The 21,574-nt window shown below is 70.7% G+C and carries 21 protein-coding genes; 1 reads left to right on the top strand and 20 read right to left on the bottom strand.

Translation table 11 applies throughout. The features are described 5' to 3' along the window. Window positions 1-77 precede the first annotated feature (77 nt). From metK to pyrR, 13 genes are all read right to left on the bottom strand, one after another. The gene (gene metK, locus G3I77_RS28910) at window positions 78-1,286 is read right to left on the bottom strand and encodes a methionine adenosyltransferase (protein ID WP_248508244.1); all 1,209 of its coding nucleotides are present in this window, start codon (window positions 1,284-1,286) and stop codon (window positions 78-80) included. Between the two features lie 238 nt (window positions 1,287-1,524). Further along, a complete protein-coding gene (gene coaBC, locus G3I77_RS28905; protein ID WP_248508243.1) occupies window positions 1,525-2,727 on the bottom strand; it encodes a bifunctional phosphopantothenoylcysteine decarboxylase/phosphopantothenate--cysteine ligase CoaBC in 1,203 nt (400 codons plus the stop codon). 114 nt (window positions 2,728-2,841) lie between these two features. Beyond that, the gene (gene rpoZ, locus G3I77_RS28900; protein ID WP_030247008.1) at window positions 2,842-3,114 is read right to left on the bottom strand and encodes a DNA-directed RNA polymerase subunit omega; all 273 of its coding nucleotides are present in this window, start codon (window positions 3,112-3,114) and stop codon (window positions 2,842-2,844) included. A gap of 68 nt (window positions 3,115-3,182) precedes the next feature. Continuing rightward, the gene (gmk, locus tag G3I77_RS28895; RefSeq protein ID WP_248508242.1) at window positions 3,183-3,776 is read right to left on the bottom strand and encodes a guanylate kinase; all 594 of its coding nucleotides are present in this window, start codon (window positions 3,774-3,776) and stop codon (window positions 3,183-3,185) included. Between the two features lie 58 nt (window positions 3,777-3,834). After that, window positions 3,835-4,158 carry an integration host factor gene (locus G3I77_RS28890; protein WP_003977346.1) on the bottom strand — a complete coding sequence of 108 codons (324 nt, stop codon included), beginning with the start codon at window positions 4,156-4,158 and terminating at the stop codon, window positions 3,835-3,837. Between the two features lie 277 nt (window positions 4,159-4,435). After that, complete coding sequence (pyrF, locus tag G3I77_RS28885; RefSeq protein ID WP_248508241.1) at window positions 4,436-5,281, bottom strand: orotidine-5'-phosphate decarboxylase; 846 nt, start codon at window positions 5,279-5,281, stop codon at window positions 4,436-4,438. Continuing rightward, entirely contained in the window at window positions 5,278-6,384 is a 1,107-nt protein-coding gene (locus G3I77_RS28880) for a quinone-dependent dihydroorotate dehydrogenase (protein ID WP_248508240.1), read from the bottom strand. The genes pyrF and G3I77_RS28880 overlap by 4 nt, the downstream gene beginning before the upstream one ends. A gap of 70 nt (window positions 6,385-6,454) precedes the next feature. Continuing rightward, window positions 6,455-9,763, bottom strand: coding sequence for a carbamoyl-phosphate synthase large subunit (gene carB / locus G3I77_RS28875; RefSeq protein WP_248508239.1), 3,309 nt, complete (start codon window positions 9,761-9,763; stop codon window positions 6,455-6,457). Beyond that, window positions 9,756-10,913: a glutamine-hydrolyzing carbamoyl-phosphate synthase small subunit gene (gene carA / locus G3I77_RS28870; RefSeq protein ID WP_248508238.1), complete on the bottom strand. Its 1,158-nt coding sequence runs from the start codon at window positions 10,911-10,913 to the stop codon at window positions 9,756-9,758. Before carA ends, carB begins: the two co-directional genes overlap by 8 nt. Continuing rightward, entirely contained in the window at window positions 10,910-11,479 is a 570-nt protein-coding gene (locus G3I77_RS28865; protein WP_248508237.1) for a hypothetical protein, read from the bottom strand. Before G3I77_RS28865 ends, carA begins: the two co-directional genes overlap by 4 nt. Then, a complete protein-coding gene (locus tag G3I77_RS28860; RefSeq protein ID WP_248508236.1) occupies window positions 11,476-12,789 on the bottom strand; it encodes a dihydroorotase in 1,314 nt (437 codons plus the stop codon). The genes G3I77_RS28865 and G3I77_RS28860 overlap by 4 nt, the downstream gene beginning before the upstream one ends. 5 nt (window positions 12,790-12,794) lie before the next feature. After that, window positions 12,795-13,772, bottom strand: coding sequence for an aspartate carbamoyltransferase catalytic subunit (locus G3I77_RS28855; protein WP_248508235.1), 978 nt, complete (start codon window positions 13,770-13,772; stop codon window positions 12,795-12,797). A 100-nt stretch (window positions 13,773-13,872) separates the two neighbouring features. Next, window positions 13,873-14,448 (bottom strand): bifunctional pyr operon transcriptional regulator/uracil phosphoribosyltransferase PyrR, encoded by a 576-nt coding sequence (gene pyrR, locus G3I77_RS28850; protein ID WP_248508234.1) that lies wholly within the window; start codon window positions 14,446-14,448, stop codon window positions 13,873-13,875. A gap of 266 nt (window positions 14,449-14,714) precedes the next feature. Here pyrR and bldD point away from each other — a divergent pair, with 266 nt between their 5' ends. Further along, window positions 14,715-15,218, top strand: a complete 504-nt coding sequence (gene bldD, locus G3I77_RS28845; RefSeq protein ID WP_018570201.1) for a transcriptional regulator BldD — start codon at window positions 14,715-14,717, stop codon at window positions 15,216-15,218. Window positions 15,219-15,412: 194 nt separating this feature from the next. Here the strand turns inward: bldD and nusB are convergent, their stop codons facing one another. The 7 genes from nusB to aroC form a co-directional block, all read right to left on the bottom strand. Then, the gene (nusB, locus tag G3I77_RS28840) at window positions 15,413-15,847 is read right to left on the bottom strand and encodes a transcription antitermination factor NusB (protein WP_248508233.1); all 435 of its coding nucleotides are present in this window, start codon (window positions 15,845-15,847) and stop codon (window positions 15,413-15,415) included. 2 nt (window positions 15,848-15,849) lie between these two features. Next, window positions 15,850-16,416: an elongation factor P gene (gene efp, locus G3I77_RS28835; protein ID WP_031138970.1), complete on the bottom strand. Its 567-nt coding sequence runs from the start codon at window positions 16,414-16,416 to the stop codon at window positions 15,850-15,852. 53 nt (window positions 16,417-16,469) lie between these two features. After that, window positions 16,470-17,585 carry an aminopeptidase P family protein gene (locus tag G3I77_RS28830; protein ID WP_248508232.1) on the bottom strand — a complete coding sequence of 372 codons (1,116 nt, stop codon included), beginning with the start codon at window positions 17,583-17,585 and terminating at the stop codon, window positions 16,470-16,472. A gap of 179 nt (window positions 17,586-17,764) precedes the next feature. After that, window positions 17,765-18,616, bottom strand: a complete 852-nt coding sequence (locus G3I77_RS28825) for a Pro-rich N-terminal domain-containing protein (protein ID WP_248508231.1) — start codon at window positions 18,614-18,616, stop codon at window positions 17,765-17,767. 164 nt (window positions 18,617-18,780) lie between these two features. Then, the gene (gene aroB, locus G3I77_RS28820) at window positions 18,781-19,872 is read right to left on the bottom strand and encodes a 3-dehydroquinate synthase (protein WP_248508230.1); all 1,092 of its coding nucleotides are present in this window, start codon (window positions 19,870-19,872) and stop codon (window positions 18,781-18,783) included. Next, entirely contained in the window at window positions 19,869-20,384 is a 516-nt protein-coding gene (locus tag G3I77_RS28815; RefSeq protein WP_248508229.1) for a shikimate kinase, read from the bottom strand. Before G3I77_RS28815 ends, aroB begins: the two co-directional genes overlap by 4 nt. After that, window positions 20,381-21,565, bottom strand: coding sequence for a chorismate synthase (aroC, locus tag G3I77_RS28810; protein WP_248508228.1), 1,185 nt, complete (start codon window positions 21,563-21,565; stop codon window positions 20,381-20,383). Before aroC ends, G3I77_RS28815 begins: the two co-directional genes overlap by 4 nt. Window positions 21,566-21,574 lie beyond the last annotated feature (9 nt).

Raw genomic sequence — 21,574 nt, 5'->3', positions numbered from 1 at the left:
GGAGGACTCCGGGGACACGGTGAGGCCCGGCTCCCCGAGGGAGCCGGGCCTCACGCGGTTGCCCTGGGGGGCGGGGCTTACTGCCCCGCGGCCTTGCGCAGCGCGTCCACGCGGTCCGTGCGCTCCCACGTGAACTCGGGAAGCTCGCGACCGAAGTGGCCGTACGCCGCGGTCTGGGCGTAGATCGGGCGGAGCAGGTCGAGGTCGCGGATGATCGCGGCCGGGCGGAGGTCGAAGACCTCGTCGATCGCCTTCTCGATCTTCTCCGTGTCGATCTTGGCGGTGCCGAAGGTCTCGACGAACAGACCCACCGGCTCGGCCTTGCCGATCGCGTAGGCGACCTGGACCTCGCAGCGGGTGGCGAGACCCGCGGCGACCACGTTCTTCGCGACCCAGCGCATCGCGTACGCCGCGGAGCGGTCGACCTTGGACGGGTCCTTGCCGGAGAAGGCACCGCCGCCGTGACGGGCCATGCCGCCGTAGGTGTCGATGATGATCTTGCGGCCGGTCAGGCCGGCGTCGCCCATCGGGCCGCCGATCTCGAAGCGGCCGGTGGGGTTGACCAGGAGGCGGTAGTTCTCCGTGTCGAGCTTGATGCCCTCGTCCAGGAGCGCCTTCAGCTCCGGCTCGACGACGAACTCCTTGATGTCCGGAGCCAGGAGCGAGTCCAGGTCGATGTCGGAGGCGTGCTGGGAGGAGACGACCACGGTGTCCAGGCGGACCGCCTTGTCGCCGTCGTACTCGATGGTGACCTGCGTCTTGCCGTCCGGGCGCAGGTAGGGGATGGTGCCGTTCTTGCGCACGTCGGACAGGCGCTTCGACAGGCGGTGGGCCAGGAAGATCGGCAGCGGCATGAGCGTCGGCGTCTCGTCCGTCGCGTAGCCGAACATCAGGCCCTGGTCGCCGGCGCCCTGCTTGTCGAGCTCGTCGTCGTCGCCCTCGACACGGGTCTCGTACGCCGTGTCCACGCCCTGGGCGATGTCCGGGGACTGCGCGCCGATCGACACCGACACGCCGCAGGAGGCGCCGTCGAAGCCCTTCTTCGAGGAGTCGTAGCCGATTTCGAGGATCTTGTTCCGGACCAGCGTCGCGATGTCCGCGTACGTCTTGGTCGTGACCTCGCCGGCCACGTGCACCAGGCCGGTCGTGATCAGGGTCTCGACGGCGACCCGGGAGGACGGGTCCTCGCGCAGGAGCGCGTCGAGAATGGTGTCGCTGATCTGGTCAGCGATCTTGTCGGGGTGACCCTCGGTCACGGACTCCGAGGTGAAAAGGCGACGGGACACAACGCTCCCTGAGGTTGCAGCGGCTGCTGGCTGATCATTGGCGGACGGCGGGGGCTGCACCCGGCGCCGTCCGTGGAACAGTTTACGGGTCACGCTTCGGCCACGGCCCCCCTGTCTCGCCACTCGGGAGTGCTGTGACCTGCGGCACGGGCATTCTGCCCAATGCCGAGCGACGTTGGCCAGAGGCGCCACGCCCCGATCCGCCCGCTTTTCGAGGGGTACGAGGAGACTCCAGACTTCAGCGCAGGCGCTCGGCCACCAGATCCCACACGGTTTCGGCCAGGGCCTCCTTGGGGCCGTGCGCCACCGCGGTCTCGCTGCCGTCGGCGCCGAGTACGACCGCCTCGTTCTCCTCGGAACCGAAGGTCTTGCGCTCCCCCACCTCGTTCACGACCAGCAGATCGCAGCCCTTGCGCTTGAGCTTGGCGCGGCCGTTGGCGAGGACGTCGTCCGTCTCCGCGGCGAAGCCGACGATCACCTGTCCGGCGCGGGCCCGGTCGGCGGAGATCTCCGCGAGGATGTCCGGATTCCGCACCAGAATGATGGGCTCCGGTTCCTGGCCGTCCTTCTTCTTGATCTTCCCCGCCGCGTACGCCGCCGGGCGGAAGTCCGCCACCGCGGCCGCCATCACCACAGCGTCGGCGTCAGGGGCGGCCCGCAGCACCGCCTCGCGCAGCTGCACGGCGGTGCCGACCGGGACGATGTCGACGCCCGCCGGGGCCGGCAGGGTGCTGTTGGCCGCGATCAGCGTGACACGGGCGCCGCGGGCGGCGGCGGTGCGGGCCAGGGCGTAGCCCTGCTTGCCGGAGGAGCGGTTGCCGAGGAAGCGGACGGGGTCGAGGGGCTCGCGGGTGCCGCCGGCGCTGACGACGACATGCCGGCCCTCGAGGTCCGGCTCGGTGACGCCCCGGGCCAGCACACGGCGGCAGACCTCGAAGATCTCGCCCGGGTCGGGGAGCCGGCCCTTGCCGGTGTCGACGCCGGTGAGGCGGCCCACGGCCGGCTCGATGACGAGGGCACCGCGGCGGCGCAGCGTCGCCACGTTCTCCTGGGTGGCCGGGTGCTCCCACATCTCGGTGTGCATGGCGGGGGCGAAGACGACCGGGCAGCGGGCGGTGAGCAGCGTGTTGGTGAGGAGATCGTCGGCGAGGCCGTGGGCCGCCTTGGCGAGCAGGTCGGCGGTGGCGGGGGCGACGACGACCAGGTCGGCGTGCTGCCCGATGCGGACGTGCGGGACCTCGTGCACGTCGTCCCACACCTCGGTGGAGACCGGGTTGCCGGAGAGCGCGGACCAGGTGGCGGCGCCGACGAAGTGCAGCGCGGAGGCGGTGGGCACCACGCGCACCTCGTGCCCCGACTCCGTCAGCCGCCGCAGCAGCTCACAGGCCTTGTACGCGGCGATGCCCCCGCTGACCCCCAGAACGACCTTCGGCTTGTCCACGTCTCTCCCCGGACCTCGGCAACCGGCACACCGTACGACTCCATGACACACCACAGGCCCGGCAGTCGGCCTGCCGGGCCTGTGGATAAGTCAGCGTCAAGCTGTAAATCCTACTTACTGCGCCGGGCCCTCGACGGCCTCGGACGTCAGGAGCCCCGCGTTGATCTCGCGCAGGGAGATCGAGAGCGGCTTCTCGTGGACGTGGGTGTCGACGAGCGGACCGACGTACTCGAGGAGACCCTCGCCGAGCTGCGAGTAGTACGCGTTGATCTGACGGGCACGCTTGGCCGCGTAGATCACGAGGCTGTACTTCGAGTCGGTGGCCTCGAGGAGCTCGTCGATCGGCGGGTTGATGATGCCCTCGGGCGCGGAGATGGAAGAGGACACGCTCTACCTTCCGATGGATGGGAAAGAATTTGTCGGGGTGATCAGCCGACCGGAACGATCAGCGATGGTCACACGACGTCCGTCAAGGCTAGCAGCTCGCGCGCTACGTCCTCGACGGAGGTGTTGACCAGGGTGGTGTCGAACTCCGGCTCGGCCGCGAGTTCGATCTTCGCCGCGTCGAGCCGGCGCTCGATCACCTCGGGGGGTTCGGTACCCCGCCCGGTGAGTCGGCGCACGAGCTCCTCCCAGGAGGGAGGGGCCAGGAACACCAGCTGGGCCTCGGGCATCGACTCCCGGACCAGGCGAGCGCCCTGCAGGTCGATCTCGAGGAGCACGGGTTCGCCGTTCTCCAGACGCTCCTGCACGGCCGCACGCGGCGTGCCGTAGCGGTTGCCGGCGAACTCGGCCCACTCCAGCAGTTCCCCGTTGGCGATCAGCTTGTCCATCTCGTCGTCGGAGACGAAGAAGTAGTGGACGCCGTGCTTCTCGCCGGGCCGGGGCTTGCGTGTCGTCGCCGACACGGAGAGCCAGACCTCGGGGTGTTCCTTGCGCATATGGGCGACGACCGTGCTCTTGCCGACCCCGGAGGGGCCGGAGAGCACGGTCAGCCGCGGACGTACGTCCGGGGGTACGGGGGACGTCCCCCGGGGTGTTGCAGCCATGCAGCGATTATCCAGCAATACCGGAGTGCCCGGGACTCGCTTCCCCGGACTGCCCGGTTCAGGAGCCGGTGCTGCCGAACTCGCGCTCCAGGGAGGCGATCTGGTTGGAACCGAGGCCCCGCACGCGGCGGCTCTCGGAGATGCCGAGTCGCTCCATGATCTGCTTGGCGCGGACCTTGCCCACGCCCGGCAGCGACTCGAGGAGGGCGGAGACCTTCATCTTGCCGATGACGTCGTTCTCCTGGCCCTGCTTGATGACCTCGTGAAGGGAGGCGCCGGAGTGCTTGAGTCGATTCTTGACCTCGGCCCGCTCCCGGCGAGCCGCGGCGGCCTTTTCGAGCGCGGCTGCGCGCTGTTCAGGGGTAAGGGGCGGAAGAGCCACGCCTACGTCACCTCGGATGTCGAACTGTCGGATACGGACCGGTGAGGAACCTAGTCGCCCCACACCTGGGGAGCCACGAGCAACACGCTTGCCCGTTGACTCTCGTCGGAGACTAGCGGGCAAGTCCGCCAGAGTCAGCGAGAACAGCGGAAAAGTCCTGGTCAGCCTTCATCTGAACGGACATTTAGGACATACTGCCCTGGATTTGAGGATGTATTCAGACTCAAGCGGACCCCGGACCACTCATCGGAGGTCTCACCAGAAGGTCTGGACCGCCTCACGAGGACGTCACGGCGTGACGGATCTCCTCCGCGAAACGCTCCGCCGCGTCACGCAGAGCGACCGCGTCGGGACCGTGGCGTAGCACTCCCCGGCTGACGTTCGGCACGACGTTGCGCACCGCCGCCCCGAAGACCGCGGGAAGATCGGCCGGCGTGGCGCCCTGGGCGCCGATACCGGGCGCGAGGAGCGGGCCGTTGATGTCCAGGTCGTACGTCGACAGATCACCGAGGGTGGCGCCGACGACCGCGCCGAAGGATCCCAGGGGCTCCTCCCCCGCGTTCTCGGCGGCCAGGTGCGCGAGCATCGTCGCTCCGACGTTCCGGCCGTCGGACCGTACGGCGTGCTGGACCTCGCCGCCCTCCGGGTTGGAGGTGAGCGCCAGCACGAACAGTCCCGCGCCGCTCTCCCGGGCCAGCGCGACGGCCGGGCTGAGCGACCCGTAGCCGAGGTACGGCGAGACCGTCAGGGCGTCGGAGAACAGCGGCGCGTCCTTGTGCAGGAAGGACTCGGCGTACGCGGCCATGGTGGAGCCGATGTCGCCGCGCTTGGCGTCCATCACGACCAGCGCGCCCGCCGCCCGCGCCTCGGCCACCGACGTCTCCAGGACGGCCAGCCCGCGCGAGCCGAAGCGCTCGAAGAACGCGCTCTGCGGCTTGAGCACGGCGACCCGGTCGGCCACCGCCTCGACGACCGTGCGGCTGAACCGCTCCAGGCCCGCCACGTCGTCGTTCAGGCCCCACTCGGCGAGCAGGGAGGCGTGCGGGTCGATGCCGACGCACAGCGGGCCGCGCTCGTCCATGGCCCGGCGCAGGCGCGCGCCGAAGGGTTCGAGACCACTCATGCCGTCTTCCTCACGTCGGCGCCCACCGCGTCGGCGAGCGTGGCGTAGGGGCTCGTGGCCAGGCGTGCGGCGAGCCCCTTGTGGATCGCGCGGCCCCAGAAGGGCCCCTCGTAGATGAAGGCGCTGTAGCCCTGGACCAGCGTGGCACCGGCCAGGATGCGCTGCCAGGCGTCCTCGGCGTTCTCGATGCCCCCGACGCCCACCAGGGTGATCCGGTCGCCCACGCGCGCGTAGAGGCGCCGCAGGACCTCCAGGGAGCGATCCTTCAGGGGCGCCCCGGACAGGCCGCCGGTCTCCTTGACCAGGGAGGGGTCGGACTTCAGGCCGAGTCCGTCGCGCGCGATGGTGGTGTTCGTGGCGATGATCCCGTCCAGGCCGAGTTCCACGGCGAGGTCGGCGACGGCGTCGACGTCCTCGTCCGCGAGGTCCGGCGCGATCTTGACCAGGAGCGGGACGCGCCGCGCGGACACCGTGCGGTCCGCGGCCTCGCGGACGGCGCTCAGCAGGGGGCGCAGGGCCTCCGTGGCCTGGAGGTTGCGCAGCCCGGGCGTGTTCGGCGAGGAGACGTTCACGACCAGGTAGTCGGCGTACGGCGCGAGCCGCTCGGCGGACTTCACGTAGTCCGCGACGGCCTCCTCCTCCGGTACGACCTTGGTCTTGCCGATGTTCACGCCGACGACCGGCTTGAAGACGGGCGTGCGGGAGGCCAGGCGGGCGGCGACGCGGAGGGAGCCGTCGTTGTTGAAGCCCATGCGGTTGATCAGCGCCCGGTCCTTGACCAGGCGGAACAGCCGCTGCTTGGGGTTGCCGGGCTGGGGCTCGCCGGTCACCGTGCCGATCTCGACGTGGTCGAAGCCGAGCATGGCCATGCCGTCGATGCCGACGGCGTTCTTGTCGAAGCCCGCGGCGAGCCCGAAGGGGCCGTGCATGCGCAGCCCGAGGGCCTCGGTGCGCAGCTCCTTGTGGCGGGGCGCGAGGGCGGCCGCGAGGAAGGTGCGCAGCACGGGCACGCGGGCGGCCAGGCGGATCCAGCGGAAGGCCAGGTGGTGGGCCTGCTCCGGGTCCAGCCGCTTGAAGACGAGACGGAAGAAGATCTTGTACATGGTGTCCTCACGAAGACATGGCGTCCTCACGAAGAGGGGGACACCGTTTCCGGTGTCCCCCTCGGGGCTGCTAGTCGCGGGCCTTGGTCAGGTGTTCCGCGTGTTCCTGGAGCGATCGGACGCTCACGTCGCCGCGGTTGAGGGCGTCGATGCCCTGGACCGCCGCCGCGAGTGCCTGGACCGTCGTCAGGCAGGGCACGGAGCGTGCCACGGCCGCCGTACGGATGTCGTAGCCGTCGAGGCGGCCGCCCGTGCCGTACGGGGTGTTGACGATGAGGTCGACCTCGCCGTCGTGGATGAGCTGGACGATGGTCTTCTCGCCGTTCGGACCGGTGCCCTCGGACTGCTTGCGCACGACGGTGGCGTTGATGCCGTTGCGCTTGAGGACCTCGGCCGTGCCGGAGGTGGCGAGCAGCTCGAAGCCGTGCGCGACCAGCTCGCGGGCCGGGAAGATCATCGAACGCTTGTCGCGGTTGGCGACCGAGATGAACGCGCGGCCCTTGGTGGGCAGCGGGCCGTAGGCACCCGCCTGCGACTTGGCGTACGCCGTGCCGAAGACGGAGTCGATGCCCATGACCTCGCCCGTGGAGCGCATCTCCGGGCCGAGGACCGTGTCGACGCCGCGGCCGTGGATGTCGCGGAAGCGCGACCACGGCATGACGGCCTCCTTGACGGAGATCGGCGCGTCCAGCGGCAGCTCACCGCCGTCGCCGGTGGCCGGCAGCAGGCCCTCGGCGCGCAGCTCGGCGATGGTCGCGCCCAGCGAGATCCGGGCGGCCGCCTTGGCCAGCGGCACCGCCGTCGCCTTCGAGGTGAAGGGGACGGTGCGCGAGGCGCGCGGGTTGGCCTCCAGCACGTAGAGGATGTCGCCCGCGAGCGCGAACTGGATGTTGATCAGGCCGCGTACCCCGACGCCCTTGGCGATGCCCTCCGTCGAGGCGCGAAGGCGCTTGATGTCGAAGCCGCCGAGCGTGATCGGGGGCAGGGCGCACGCCGAGTCGCCGGAGTGGATGCCGGCCTCCTCGATGTGCTCCATGACGCCGCCGAGGTAGAGCTCCTCGCCGTCGTAGAGGGCGTCGACGTCGATCTCGATCGCGTCGTCGAGGAACCGGTCGACCAGGACCGGCCGCGAGGGGCTGATCTCGGTCGATTCGGCGATGTAGGACTCCAGCCGGGTCTCGTCGTAGACGATCTCCATGCCGCGCCCGCCGAGGACGTACGAGGGACGCACCAGGACCGGGTAGCCGATCTCGTCGGCGATGGCCTTGGCCTCGGCGAAGGTCGTGGCGGTGCCGTGCTTGGGGGCCGGGAGGCCGGCCTCCTTGAGGACCCGGCCGAAGGCGCCCCGGTCCTCGGCGGCGTGGATGGCCTCCGGGGAGGTGCCGACGATCGGCACGCCGTTGTCCTTGAGCGCCTGCGACAGGCCCAGCGGGGTCTGGCCGCCGAGCTGCACGATGACGCCCGCGACCGGTCCTGCCTGCTGCTCGGCGTGCACGATCTCCAGCACGTCTTCCAGCGTCAGCGGCTCGAAGTACAGGCGGTCGGAGGTGTCGTAGTCCGTGGACACGGTCTCCGGGTTGCAGTTGACCATCACGGTCTCGTAGCCCGCGTCGCTCAGGGCGAAGGAGGCGTGGACGCAGGAGTAGTCGAACTCGATGCCCTGGCCGATGCGGTTCGGGCCGGAGCCCAGGATGATGACGGCGGGCTTCTCGCGGGAGGCGACCTCCGTCTCCTCGTCGTAGGAGGAGTAGAAGTACGGCGTCTTCGCGGCGAACTCGGCGGCGCAGGTGTCGACCGTCTTGTAGACCGGGCGGACGCCGAGCGCGTGCCGGACCTCGCGGACGACGTCCTCGCGCAGGCCGCGGATGTCGCCGATCTGCGTGTCGGAGAAGCCGTGCCGCTTGGCCTCGGCGAGCAGGTCGGGCGTGAGCTCGGCCGCGGCCGCGAGCTCGTCGGCGATCTCCTTGATCAGGAAGAGCTGGTCGACGAACCAGGGGTCGATCTTCGTGTACGCGAAGATCTCCTCGGGCGTGGCGCCCGCCCGGATGGCCTGCATGACGGTGTTGATGCGGCCGTCGGTGGGGCGGACGGACTCGCGCAGCAGCTCGTCCTTGTCGCCGGGCTCGCCGACGAAGGTGAACTGGCTGCCCTTCTTCTCCAGCGAGCGCAGCGCCTTCTGGAAGGCCTCGGTGAAGTTGCGGCCGATGGCCATGGCCTCGCCGACCGACTTCATGGTGGTGGTGAGGGTGGAGTCCGCGCTCGGGAACTTCTCGAAGGCGAACCGCGGGGCCTTGACCACGACGTAGTCGAGGGTGGGCTCGAAGGAGGCCGGGGTCTCCTGCGTGATGTCGTTCGGGATCTCGTCCAGCGTGTAGCCGACGGCGAGCTTGGCGGCGATCTTGGCGATCGGGAAGCCGGTCGCCTTGGAGGCGAGCGCCGAGGAGCGCGACACGCGCGGGTTCATCTCGATGACGATGACGCGGCCGTCCTCGGGGTTCACCGCGAACTGGATGTTGCAGCCGCCGGTGTCGACGCCGACCTCGCGGATGACGGCGATGCCGATGTCGCGCAGGGTCTGGTACTCGCGGTCGGTGAGCGTCATCGCGGGCGCGACGGTGATCGAGTCGCCGGTGTGCACGCCCATGGGGTCGAAGTTCTCGATGGAGCAGACGACCACGACGTTGTCGTGCTTGTCGCGCATCAGCTCCAGCTCGTACTCCTTCCAGCCGAGGATGGACTCCTCCAGGAGCACCTCGGTGGTCGGCGAGAGCGTGAGGCCCTGCCCGGCGATCCGGCGCAGCTCCTCCTCGTCGTGGGCGAAGCCGGAGCCGGCGCCGCCCATGGTGAAGGAGGGGCGGACGACGACGGGGTAGCCGCCGAGCTGCTCGACGCCCTTGAGGACGTCGTCCATGGAGTGGCAGATGTAGGACCGGGCGGACTCGCCGTGCCCGATCTTCGCGCGGACGGCCTCGACGACCTCCTTGAAGAGGTCGCGGTCCTCGCCCTTGTTGATGGCCTCGACGTTGGCGCCGATCAGCTCGACTCCGTACTTCTCCAGCGTGCCCGCCTCGTGCAGCGAGATGGCCGTGTTGAGGGCCGTCTGGCCGCCCAGCGTGGGCAGCAGCGCGTCGGGGCGCTCCTTGGCGATGATCTTCTCGACGAACTCGGGGGTGATCGGCTCGACGTAGGTGGCGTCGGCGATCTCCGGGTCGGTCATGATCGTCGCCGGGTTGGAGTTCACCAGGACGACCCGCAGGCCCTCGGCCTTGAGGACGCGGCACGCCTGGGTACCGGAGTAGTCGAACTCGGCGGCCTGGCCGATGACGATCGGGCCGGAGCCGATGACCAGGACGGACTGGATATCGGTGCGCTTAGGCACGCTGGCCCTCCATCAGGGATACGAAGCGGTCGAACAGGTAGGCGGCGTCGTGCGGGCCGGCTGCCGCTTCGGGGTGGTACTGGACGCTGAAGGCGGGGCGGTCGAGGAGCTGCAGCCCCTCCACCACGTTGTCGTTCAGGCAGACGTGGGACACCTCGGCGCGGCCGAACGGGGTCTCGGAGACCTGGTCGAGCGGGGCGTCGACGGCGAAGCCGTGGTTGTGCGCGGTGACCTCGACCTTGCCGGTCGTGCGGTCCTGCACCGGCTGGTTGATGCCGCGGTGGCCGTACTTCAGCTTGAAGGTGCCGAAGCCGAGCGCGCGGCCCAGGATCTGGTTGCCGAAGCAGATGCCGAAGAGCGGCGTGCCGCGCTCCAGGACGCCCCGCATCACGGAGACGGGGTGGTCGGCGGTGGCCGGGTCGCCCGGGCCGTTGGAGAAGAAGACGCCGTCCGGGTTCACCGCGTAGACGTCCTCGACGGTCGCGGTCGCCGGGAGCACGTGCACCTCGATGCCGCGCTCGGCCATGCGGTGCGGGGTCATGCCCTTGATGCCGAGGTCGACGGCGGCGACGGTGAACTTCTTCTCGCCGATGGCCGGGACGACGTACGGCTCGGTGGTGGCGACCTCGGCGGAGAGGTTCGCGCCCTTCATCTGCGGGGCTTCCTGCACGCGTGCGAGGAGCGCCGAGTCCTCCCGGACCGCGTCCCCGCTGAAGATGCCGACGCGCATGGCGCCGCGCTCGCGCAGATGGCGGGTGAGGGCGCGGGTGTCGATGCCGCTGATGCCGACGACGCCCTGGGCGTCCAGCTCCTCGTCCAGCGTGCGGCGGGAGCGCCAGCTGGACGGCACGCGCGCGGGGTCGCGCACGACGTAGCCGGAGACCCAGATCTTCCTGGACTCCATGTCCTCGTCGTTCACGCCGGTGTTGCCGACGTGCGGGGCGGTCATCACCACGACCTGGCGGTGGTACGAGGGGTCGGTCAGGGTCTCCTGGTAGCCGGTCATGCCGGTGGAGAACACCGCTTCGCCGAAGGTCTCCCCCACGGCCCCGTAGGCACGGCCGCGGAAGATCCGGCCGTCCTCCAGGACGAGTACGGCGGGAGACGCACCTTTCCTCTTCGAGGAGTTCCCCTGCTTGGAGGTGGTCATCGTTCGACGCCTTCCCTGGTGTTCGTTTCGATCATGGAGTTGATGGCTTCGACCCACTCGTTGTGCTCGGCCGCGTGGTCGGAGCGGAACCCGGAGTCGATCAGCCGGTCCCCGTGCTCCCAGGTGACGACGAGCAGGCCGCCCTCGGTGAGCACCTTGCCGGCGATGCCCTTGTCGAGCCGGGCCTCGCGCAGCGCCGCGGCCGGGACGAAGAAGTCGCTCGCCCCGGGGCGTACGACGTCGAGGCCGGTGTCCGTCAGGGTCAGCTCGGCTCGGCTGCGGGTGCCCAGGCCGTGCGCGACGATGCGGTCGAGCCACTGACCGGCGGTGGTGGAGCCGTGGTAGCGGCCGCTCATGGAGAGCTTCGCGGGGCCCGGGTCGTCCGGCGTGACGGGCAGCTCGGGGAGGTCGCCCTGGAGGGTGCCGCGCCACTTCCAGCCCTCGCGCATCAGCCAGTAGACGAGCGCGACGAACAGGGCGAGGCCGACGACCCAGCCGATACGGGCGGCCCAGTCGGTCACTTGCGCCGATTCCTTCTCGGCGGCCAGCAGGAGTACAGGTGTCACGTGAGCTTCCCGTCGACGAGCGTGGCCTTGCCCCGCAGCCACGTGTGCGTCACATGGCCCGGCAGCTCGCGACCCTCGTAGGGGGTGTTGCGGCTGCGCGAGGCGAAGCCCGCGGGTTCCACGAGCCCACGGTATGCCGTGTCGACCAGGGTGAGGTTGGCGGGCTCACCTGCCGAGACGGGACGTCCGTGGCCCGCGGCCTGTCCGATCTGCGCGGGCCTGACGGACATCCGGTCGGCCACGCCGGCCCAGTCCAGCAGTCCCGTGTCGACCATGGTCTCCTGCACCACCGACAGTGCCGTCTCCAGCCCGACCATGCCCATGGCGGCCGCGGCCCACTCGCAGTCCTTGTCCTCGTGCGGGTGCGGGGCGTGGTCGGTGGCGACGATGTCGATCGTGCCGTCGGCGAGCGCCTCGCGCAGGGCCATGACGTCCCGCTCGGTGCGCAGCGGCGGGTTGACCTTGTAGACCGGGTTGTACGTGCGGACCAGCTCGTCGGTGAGGAGCAGGTGGTGCGGGGTGACCTCGGCGGTGACCTGGATGCCGCGGGACTTGGCCCAGCGGACGATCTCGACGGAGCCTGCGGTCGACAGGTGGCAGATGTGGACGCGCGAGCCGACGTGGTCGGCGAGCAGGACATCCCGGGCGATGATCGATTCTTCGGCCACCGCGGGCCAGCCCCCGAGGCCCAGCTCGGCGGAGACGATGCCCTCGTTCATCTCGGCGCCCTCGGTCAGCCGCGGCTCCTGCGCGTGCTGCGCGACGACACCGCCGAAGGCCTTCACGTACTCCAGGGCCCGGCGCATGATCACGGCGTCGTGGACGCACTTGCCGTCGTCGGAGAAGACGGTGACGCCGGCGGCCGACTCGTGCATGGCGCCCAGCTCGGCGAGCTTCTTGCCCTCCAGGCCGACGGTGACGGCGCCGATGGGCTGGACGTCGCAGTAGCCGTGCTCCTGGCCGAGCCTCCACACCTGCTCGACGACACCGGCGGTGTCGGCGACCGGGAAGGTGTTGGCCATGGCGAACACGGTGGTGTAGCCGCCGGAGGCGGCGGCGCGGGTGCCGGTGAGGACGGTCTCGGAGTCCTCGCGGCCGGGCTCGCGCAGATGGGTGTGCAGGTCGACCAGGCCCGGCAGGAGCACCTTGCCGTCGGCCTCGACAACGGTCACATCCTGCGCGCCTCCGGCACGACCGGCACCCTCGGTGGACAGCCCGCGGCCCACCTCGGCGATGGTTCCGCCGTCGATCAGCACGTCCTGCGGCTCGCCGCCGAGCACCTTCGCACCACGGATCAGGATCTTGCTCATCTGTCTTACTTCTCCTCGGTACGGGGGTGGGTGACGGCGGGCTCGTTTCCACCGAGCAGCAGATACAGAACGGCCATCCGGATGGACACTCCGTTTGCGACCTGCTCGACGACGGTGCAGCGGTCGGAGTCGGCGACCTCGGCGGTGATCTCCATGCCGCGGACCATCGGCCCGGGGTGCATCACGATGGCGTGCCCGGGCATCCGCGCCATGCGGTCGCCGTCGAGGCCGTAGCGCCGGGAGTACTCGCGCTCGGTCGGGAAGAACGCGGCGTTCATCCGCTCGCGCTGGACGCGCAGCATCATCACCGCGTCGGACTTGGGCAGCGTGCTGTCGAGGTCGTAGGACACCGCGCAGGGCCAGGTCTCGATGCCGACCGGCAGCAGGGTCGGCGGGGCGACGAGGGTGACCTCGGCGCCGAGGGTGTGCAGCAGGTCGACGTTGGAGCGGGCGACCCGGCTGTGCAGGACGTCGCCGACGAGCGTGATGCGCTTGCCTTCGAGGTCCTGGCCGAGTCCGGCGTCGGGGCCGATCAGGCGGCGGCGCATCGTGAAGGCGTCGAGCAGGGCCTGGGTGGGGTGCTGGTGGGTGCCGTCGCCGGCGTTGACGACGACCGCGTCGATCCAGCCGGAGTTCGCCAGGCGGTACGGGGCTCCGGAGGCGCCGTGCCGGATGACGACGGCGTCGACGCCCATGGCCTCCAGGGTCTGGGCGGTGTCCTTCAGGGACTCGCCCTTGGAGACGCTGGAGCCCTTGGCGGAGAAGTTGATGACGTCCGCGGACAGCCGCTTCTCGGCTGCCTCGAAGGAGATCCGGGTCCGGGTGGAGTCCTCGAAGAAGAGGTTGACGATCGTGCGGCCGCGCAAGGTCGGCAGCTTCTTGATCGGCCGGTCGGCGACCCGGGCCATCTCCTCGGCGGTGTCGAGGATCAGGACGGCGTCGTCGCGGGTGAGGTCGGCGGCCGAGATGAGATGACGCTGCATCTGTCAGGCTCCGTAAGGCAGTTCATTCGGGAGAATGGGGGCAGACGGGCGCGCGAGGGCGCAACCAGCGGGCATACGAAGGCGGCGTACGCCTGGAGCGCTACTGAGGGGTCGGCTTGGCACCGAGCAGCACGGTGTCGCGACCGTCCTCCTCGGCGAGCTGGACCTTGACCGTCTCCCGCAACGACGTGGGGAGGTTCTTGCCGACGTAGTCGGCGCGGATGGGCAGTTCGCGGTGTCCGCGGTCGACGAGGACGGCGAGCTGCACCGCGCGCGGGCGCCCGATGTCGTTCAGGGCGTCGAGGGCGGCGCGGATGGTGCGGCCGGAGAAGAGCACGTCGTCGACGAGGACGACGAGCTTGCCGTCGAGACCGTCACCGGGGATCTCGGTGCGGGCCAGCGCACGCGGCGGGTGCATGCGCAGGTCGTCGCGGTACATGGTGATGTCGAGCGAGCCGCACGGAACCTTGCGCTCGGTGATCTGCTCGAGCTTGTCGGCGATCCGCCGGGCGAGGAAGACGCCCCGGGTCGGAATGCCGAGGAGCACCACGTCGTCGGCACCCTTGGCGCGTTCGACGATCTCGTGGGCGATGCGGGTCAGTACCCGCGCGATGTCGGGCCCTTCGAGAACGGGCCGGGCATCGGACTGCGTGTCGTGCGTGTCGTGCGAGTCCATAAGAAACGGACCTCCTTCTCCGCCTCACGGGACGGACCTTAAAGGACGTCGGGATTGCGCCATACACGGTAGCAGGTCCCCGCGATCGCTCCGATGGCCCCCTCGAATCACCTACTCGGCCTAACGGAACGCCGATACCACGGAAGAGTCGGTGCGGACCATTCGGCTTGACGCGGCAGAGTAACGCTGCGTAACCTCACAGTGAGTTACCAGCCGCGCGGCCTGGCACCCACGCCAGACGCGTCGACACAGTGCCGGGGAGCTATATGTCCAGCGAATACGCCAAACAGCTCGGGGCCAAGCTCCGGGCGATCCGCACCCAGCAGGGCCTTTCCCTCCACGGTGTCGAGGAGAAGTCCCAGGGACGCTGGAAGGCGGTCGTGGTCGGTTCGTACGAGCGCGGCGATCGTGCCGTGACCGTACAGCGCCTTGCCGAGCTGGCGGACTTCTACGGCGTTCCGGTGCAGGAGCTGCTGCCGGGCACGACCCCGGGCGGAGCCGCCGAGCCGCCGCCGAAGCTGGTCCTGGACCTGGAGCGGCTGGCCACGGTGCCGGCCGAGAAGGCGGGCCCTCTTCAGCGCTACGCGGCCACGATCCAGTCGCAGCGCGGTGACTACAACGGCAAGGTGCTGTCGATCCGCCAGGACGACCTGCGCACACTGGCCGTCATCTACGACCAGTCGCCGTCCGTCCTCACGGAGCAGCTGATCAGCTGGGGTGTCCTGGACGCGGACGCGCGTCGCGCGGTGGCGTCCCACGAGGAGGCCTGACCGCTCCGCGGGTCCAGCAGAAACGTGCCGCCGGGGTGGCCGGAACCGTATGGTTCTCGGCCACCCCGGCGGCGTTGTGCGGCCCTGACGGAGCGGGGCCGCCCAGGGAGGCCCGGAGCAGGGCCCAGGGACTCACGGGAACGCCGGAGGGCCCGCAGCGGTGACGCTGCGGGCCCTCCGGCATGCGGTCTGTCTCAGACCTCGTCGCGGCGGAGCGAGGGCTTGAGGTCCTTCAGCCGGCCGAGCAGGCCGTTCACGAACGAGGGCGACTCGTCCGTGGAGAACTCCTTTGCCAGTTGCACCATCTCGTCGAGGACGACGGCGTCCGGCGTCGCATCGACCCAGATCAGCTCGTAGGCGCCGAGCCGCAGGATGTTGCGGTCGACGACGGGCATCCGGTCGAGGGTCCAGCCGACGGAGTACTGCGCGATCAGCTCGTCGATGCGCTTCGCGTGCTCCGCGTAGCCCTCGACCAGCTCCATCGTGTACTCGCTGACCGGCGGTTGCCGGGTGTCCGCCCGGGAGAGCCGGACCCAGTCCGCGAGGACGGTCAGCACATCGGCGCCGCGCTGGTCCCCCTCGAAGAGGATCTGGAAGGCGCGCTTACGGGCCGTGTTGCGGGCAGCCACGGTTAGCTGTTCACCCGGCCGAGGTAGTCGCTGGTGCGCGTGTCGACCTTGATCTTCTCACCGGTGGTGATGAAGAGGGGCACGTTGATCTGGTGGCCGGTCTCCAGGATGGCGGGCTTGGTGCCGCCGGTGGAGCGGTCGCCCTGGACGCCCGGCTCGGTCTCCTGGATGACGAGCTCGACGGCGGCGGGCAGCTCGACGAAGAGCACCTCGCCCTCGTGCTGCGCGACGGTGGCGGTGAAGCCCTCGATCAGGAAGTTGGCGGCGTCGCCGACGGCCTTGCGGTCGACGTGCAGCTGGTCGTAGGTCTCCATGTCCATGAAGACGAAGTACTCGCCGTCCATGTAGGAGAACTGCATGTCGCGCTTGTCGACGGTGGCCGTTTCGACCTTGACGCCGGCGTTGAAGGTCTTGTCGACGACCTTGCCGGAGAGCACGTTCTTGAGCTTGGTGCGCACGAAGGCCGGGCCCTTGCCGGGCTTGACGTGCTGGAACTCGACGACGGACCAGAGCTGGCCGCCTTCGAGCTTGAGCACCATGCCGTTCTTGAGGTCGTTCGTGGAAGCCACGGTTGCGGAATCTCCTGGACTGACGTACGACCCCGGGGCACGCGCCTGCCTACCTACAGGGCGAGCAGCTCCTTGGTCGTGATGGTGAGTAGCTCGGGTCCGCCGTCCGCCTCGGGGCGGACGACGAGCGTGTCATCGATCCTGACACCGCCCCGGCCCGGGAGGTGGACCCCCGGTTCGACGGTGACCGGCACGCAAGCGTCCAGTTTACCCATGGCCGCGGGACTCAATTGAGGGTCCTCGTCGATTTCGAGCCCGACGCCGTGTCCGGTCAGGACCGTGAGGCCCTCCGTGTACCCCGCGGAGTCCAGGACCTGACGGGCGGCGCGGTCGACGTCCCGGCAGGCGGCGCCGGGTACCAGGCTCTCACGCCCGGCCCGCTGGGCGGCGAAGACCAGGTCGTACAACTCGATCTGCCAGTCCGCGGGAGCGGTGCCGATGACGAACGTGCGGCCGATCTCGCAGCGGTATCCGCGGTACGTCGCGCCGAGGCAGACGGAGAGGAAGTCGCCCTCCTCGACGCGGCGGTCGGTGGGCCGGTGGCCGGGACGGCCGGCGTTCGGGCCGGTGGCCACGGACGTCGGGAAAGCCGGCCCGTCCGCCCCGTGGTCCACAAGTCGTCTCTCGAGTTCCAGGGCGAGATGGCGCTCGGTGCGGCCGACGAGGATCGACTCCAGCAGTTCGCCGAGGGCCTGGTCGGCGATCTCGGCGCCGATGCGCAGGCAGGAGATCTCCTCCTCGTCCTTGACGAACCTGAGCTGCTCGACGGCGCTGCCGAGGTTGGCCAGGCGCAGCCGGGGGGCGACCGAGCCGAGGGCTCGGTGGCGGGCCACGGTGAGGTGGTGCTCCTCCACGGCGAGGGAGTCGGCGCCCTGGCCCGTGGCGATGCCGGCGGCCGCGACGGCCGGGTCACCGCCGCCGACTCCGGGCAGGGTCTGCACGTGCAGGGCCTCGTCGGGGCGCTCCTGCGTGGGACGGTCGGCCGTGGGGCCGGCACAGACCAGGAGGTCCTGCTCCTCGGTCCTGCCCAGCAGCAGCACGGCGCCGTGCGGGGCGGCGCCCGCGAGATAGCGCACGTTGGCGGGGCGGGAGACCAGCGCCGCCGCGCTGCCGCCCGCGTTGCAGTATTCCCTCAGACGCGTCCGGCGGGCCGCGTACACCTCTGACATAACCCGAGCGTATGAGCTCCGCCGGTTTGGCGCCGGTTGAGGGCGTCTGAGTGGGCGGTGCCTGGTATGTCCGGGTGGGTGGGGGTGCTGTTCGGCGAGAGTGCGTGCCGCGCGAGGTTGTGTGCCGTCCGCGCGTGTGTAGGGGCTGTCGCGCGGTTCCCCGCGTCCCTAGGGAGCGCTCACCACTGAGGTGGGCTGGCGATCGACCTGGCCAGGACGTCGTCCAGGACCTTCGCCGTCTCCGGTACGTCCAGCTGGGAGTTGTCGATGATCGGCAGGCCCGACCCGTACCACCCGGCCATGCGGCCGTGGATGCGGGCGACCTCCTCGTCCGACAGGCGTCGGTTGCCCGAGCGCTCCGCGTTGCGTTCGAGGACGATGTCCAGCCCGGGGAGGAGAACGACCGGCAGCAGGCCCGGCCCGACGTGGCGTTTCCAGCCTCCGAGGCCCACGACCGGGCGGTCGGGGAAGACCGCGTCGTCGAGGATGCACGAGATGCCGTTGGCCAGGAAGTTGCGCGCGGCGAAGCCGCAGGTGCGGCGGGCCAGGCGGTACTGCGCCTCGGAGTTGTCGTTCCACCCGGCCTGGGGGTCGGCGAAGCCGGAGCGGACCCATTCGCGTACGTCGTCGAGGCTGATGTGGGCCGTGGGGACCCGGCGGTGGTCCGCCCAGTACTTGGCGACGCTGGTCTTGCCCGCACCCGCGGGGCCGATGAGCAGCACCGCGAGCGTCGTACCGGCGGGGTCGGGAACCGCCGTGGCGGGCGGCGCCATCGGCATGGCGACCGGGCCGCCGGGCGGCAGCGGCACATGGCCGGTGGTCTCCGGCGCCGACGGGGCGGAAGCCGGGGTCGGTCCGGGCGGGGGCGCCGGATATCCCGGTGCCGGGGGCGGCGGGGGCACGGGCACGGAGCCCTGGTGCGCGCCCGCGTTCGGCGGGCCCGGGTGGTGTGCGGCCGGCGACCAGCCGGTGGCCGGTCCGTGCCCCGGCTGATGGGGCGGCGGCAGCGGAGAACCCACTGCGTGCTGCATCCGGTGCCACTCCGTCTCGTACAGGCGATGGGCGCTGACAGCGGGGGCGGAACCCGCGTGCTACCGAACGGTACCGCCCCCGGTCGTCGATGTGTGAACGGCCGGGGGCGGTCCGAAGTGCCCGGCCCGTAGGGCGAATTCGGGCGGAAGGAGCGCTGGGGGACTTACTGCCCGACCTCGCCGTACGCGGCGAGCAGCACGGCCGGGTCGGGTCCCTCCAGGACGGTGGGCTTGGCCAGACCGTCGAGGACGATGAAGCGCAGCAGGTCGCCGCGGGACTTCTTGTCGACCTTCATGGTCTCCAGCAGCTTGGGCCACTGGTCGTGCCGGTAGTGCAGGGGCAGTCCGACCGCTTCGAGGATCGTGCGGTGGCGGTCGGCCGTCGCGTCGTCCAGCCGGCCTGCCAGACGCCCGAGTTCGGCGGCGAAGTGCATGCCGACCGAGACCGCCGCGCCGTGGCGCCACTGGTAGCGCTCGTTCTTCTCGATGGCGTGGCCGAGTGTGTGGCCGTAATTGAGGATCTCGCGCAGGCCCGACTCCTTCAGGTCCGACGACACGACGTCGGCCTTGACCCGGATGGAGCGCTCGATGAGCTCGGCGGTGTGCGGGCCGGCCGGGGTGCGGGCGGCCTCGGGGTCGGACTCGATGAGGTCCAGGATCACCGGGTCGGCGATGAAGCCGGCCTTGATGACCTCCGCGAGCCCGGAGACGTAGTCGTTGACCGCCAGGGAGTCCAGTGCGGCCAGGTCGCAGAGCACACCGGCGGGCGGGTGGAAGGCGCCGACGAGGTTCTTGCCCTCGGCGGTGTTGATGCCGGTCTTGCCGCCGACGGCCGCGTCCACCATGGCGAGCACGGTGGTCGGGATGGCGATCCAGCGCACCCCGCGCAGCCAGGTGGCGGCCACGAACCCGGCGAGGTCCGTGGTCGCGCCGCCGCCGACGCCGACGATGACGTCCGTGCGCGTGAACCCGGACTGCCCCAGGGCCTTCCAGCAGTAGGCGGCGACCTCGGCGGTCTTGGCCTCCTCCGCGTTGGGCACCTGGATGGCGACGACCTCGTAGCCCTGCTCGGCCAGGTCGGCGCGCAGCGCGTCACCGGTCTCGGCCAGCGCCTCGGGGTGGAGGATCGCGACCCGCTTGGCCCTGTCGCCGATCAGCCCGCCGAGTTCACCCAGCAGCTGCCGGCCCACCAGGACCTCGTACGGGTCGGTCCCCGCGGTGCCACCGACCTGGATCCGCGTCACTGCCTCGCTCATGCTTCCTTCAACTCCAGTGCGTCCAGGGCGGCTTCGGTGACCTCTTCGGGCGTACGGCCGTCGGTGGCGACCACGGCCGTGGCGATCCCCTCGTACAGGTGGCGGCGGGCATCCATCAGCTCGCGCCACTGCCTGCGCGGGTTGACCGCGAGCAGCGGGCGGGCCGCGTTGAGGCCGGTGCGCTTGACCGCCTCCTCGACGTCCATCGACAGGTACGCCACCCGCTGCCCGGCGAGCAGCGCGCGCGTGTCGGCGTCGAGGATCGCGCCGCCGCCCAGCGCCAGGATGCCGTCGTGCTCGGCGAGCGCCCGGTGCACGGCCGCCTTCTCGATCGCGCGGAAGGCGGGCTCGCCCTCGTCGACGAAGATCTCGGCGATGGTCCGGCCCTGCTCGGCGACGATGTCGTCGTCGGTGTCCCGGTAGGAGACGCCGAGACGCTCGGCCAGCAGCTGCCCGACGGTGGACTTGCCCACGCCCATCGGGCCGACCAGGACGACCAGCGGGCCGCTCATCGGATGGCGAGGTTGTCGAGGTACGACGTCACGTTGCGGCGGGTCTCGGCCACCGAGTCGCCGCCGAACTTCTCCGCCACCGCGTCCGCGAGCACCAGGGCCACCATGGCCTCGGCGACGATGCCGGCGGCCGGAACCGCGGACACGTCGGAGCGCTGGTGGTGGGCCTGCGCCGCCTCGCCGGTGGTGACGTCCACGGTCTGCAGCGCGCGCGGCACGGTCGCGATCGGCTTCATCGCGGCGCGGACCCGCAGCAGCTCACCGGTGGTCAGGCCGCCCTCGGTGCCGCCGGAGCGGCCGGAGGTACGCCGGATGCCGTCGTCGGTCTTCACGATCTCGTCGTGCGCCTTGGAGCCGGGCACCCGCGCCAGCTCGAAACCGTCGCCGATCTCGACGCCCTTGATCGCCTGGATGCCCATGAGCGCGCCGGCGAGCCGGGCGTCCAGCTTGCGGTCCCAGTGCACGTGCGAACCGAGGCCCACCGGGACGCCGTACGCCAGGATCTCGACCACGCCGCCGAGGGTGTCGCCGTCCTTGTGTGCCTGGTCGATCTCGGCGACCATCGCCTTCGACGCGTCCGCGTCCAGGCAGCGCACGGGGTCCGCGTCCAGCTTCTCGACGTCGGCCGGGGTCGGGTAGACGCCCCGCGGCGCCTTCGCCGCGGCCAGCTCCACGACATGGCTGACGATCTCGACGCCGGTCGTCTCCTTGAGGTACGACCGGGCCACCGCGCCCAGCGCGACGCGGGCGGCCGTCTCACGCGCGGAGGCGCGCTCCAGGATCGGCCGGGCCTCGTCGAAGCCGTACTTCTGCATGCCCGCGAGGTCGGCGTGGCCGGGGCGCGGCCGGGTCAGCGGGGCGTTGCGGGCGAGCCCGCCGAGGATCTCCGGGTCGACCGGGTCGGCGGCCATGACCTGTTCCCACTTCGGCCACTCGGTGTTGCCCACCATGACCGCGATCGGGGAGCCGAGGGTGAGGCCGTGCCGGACGCCGCCGAGGAAGGTGACCTCGTCCCGCTCGAACTTCATCCGGGCACCGCGCCCATAGCCCAGGCGCCGCCTCGCGAGATGGTCCGCCACCATGTCCGTGGTGATCGGCACGCCGGCGGGAAGGCCCTCCAGCGTCGCGACGAGTGCGGGACCGTGGGACTCCCCCGCGGTCAGCCAGCGCAACCTGCTCAACGGTGCTCC

The sequence above is a fragment of the Streptomyces sp. D2-8 genome (genome assembly GCF_023184515.1).
Taxonomy (GTDB): Bacteria; Actinomycetota; Actinomycetes; order Streptomycetales; family Streptomycetaceae; genus Streptomyces.
Note: the sequence above shows the minus strand (reverse complement) of the source record. Positions and strands in the feature narration are given on the sequence as shown.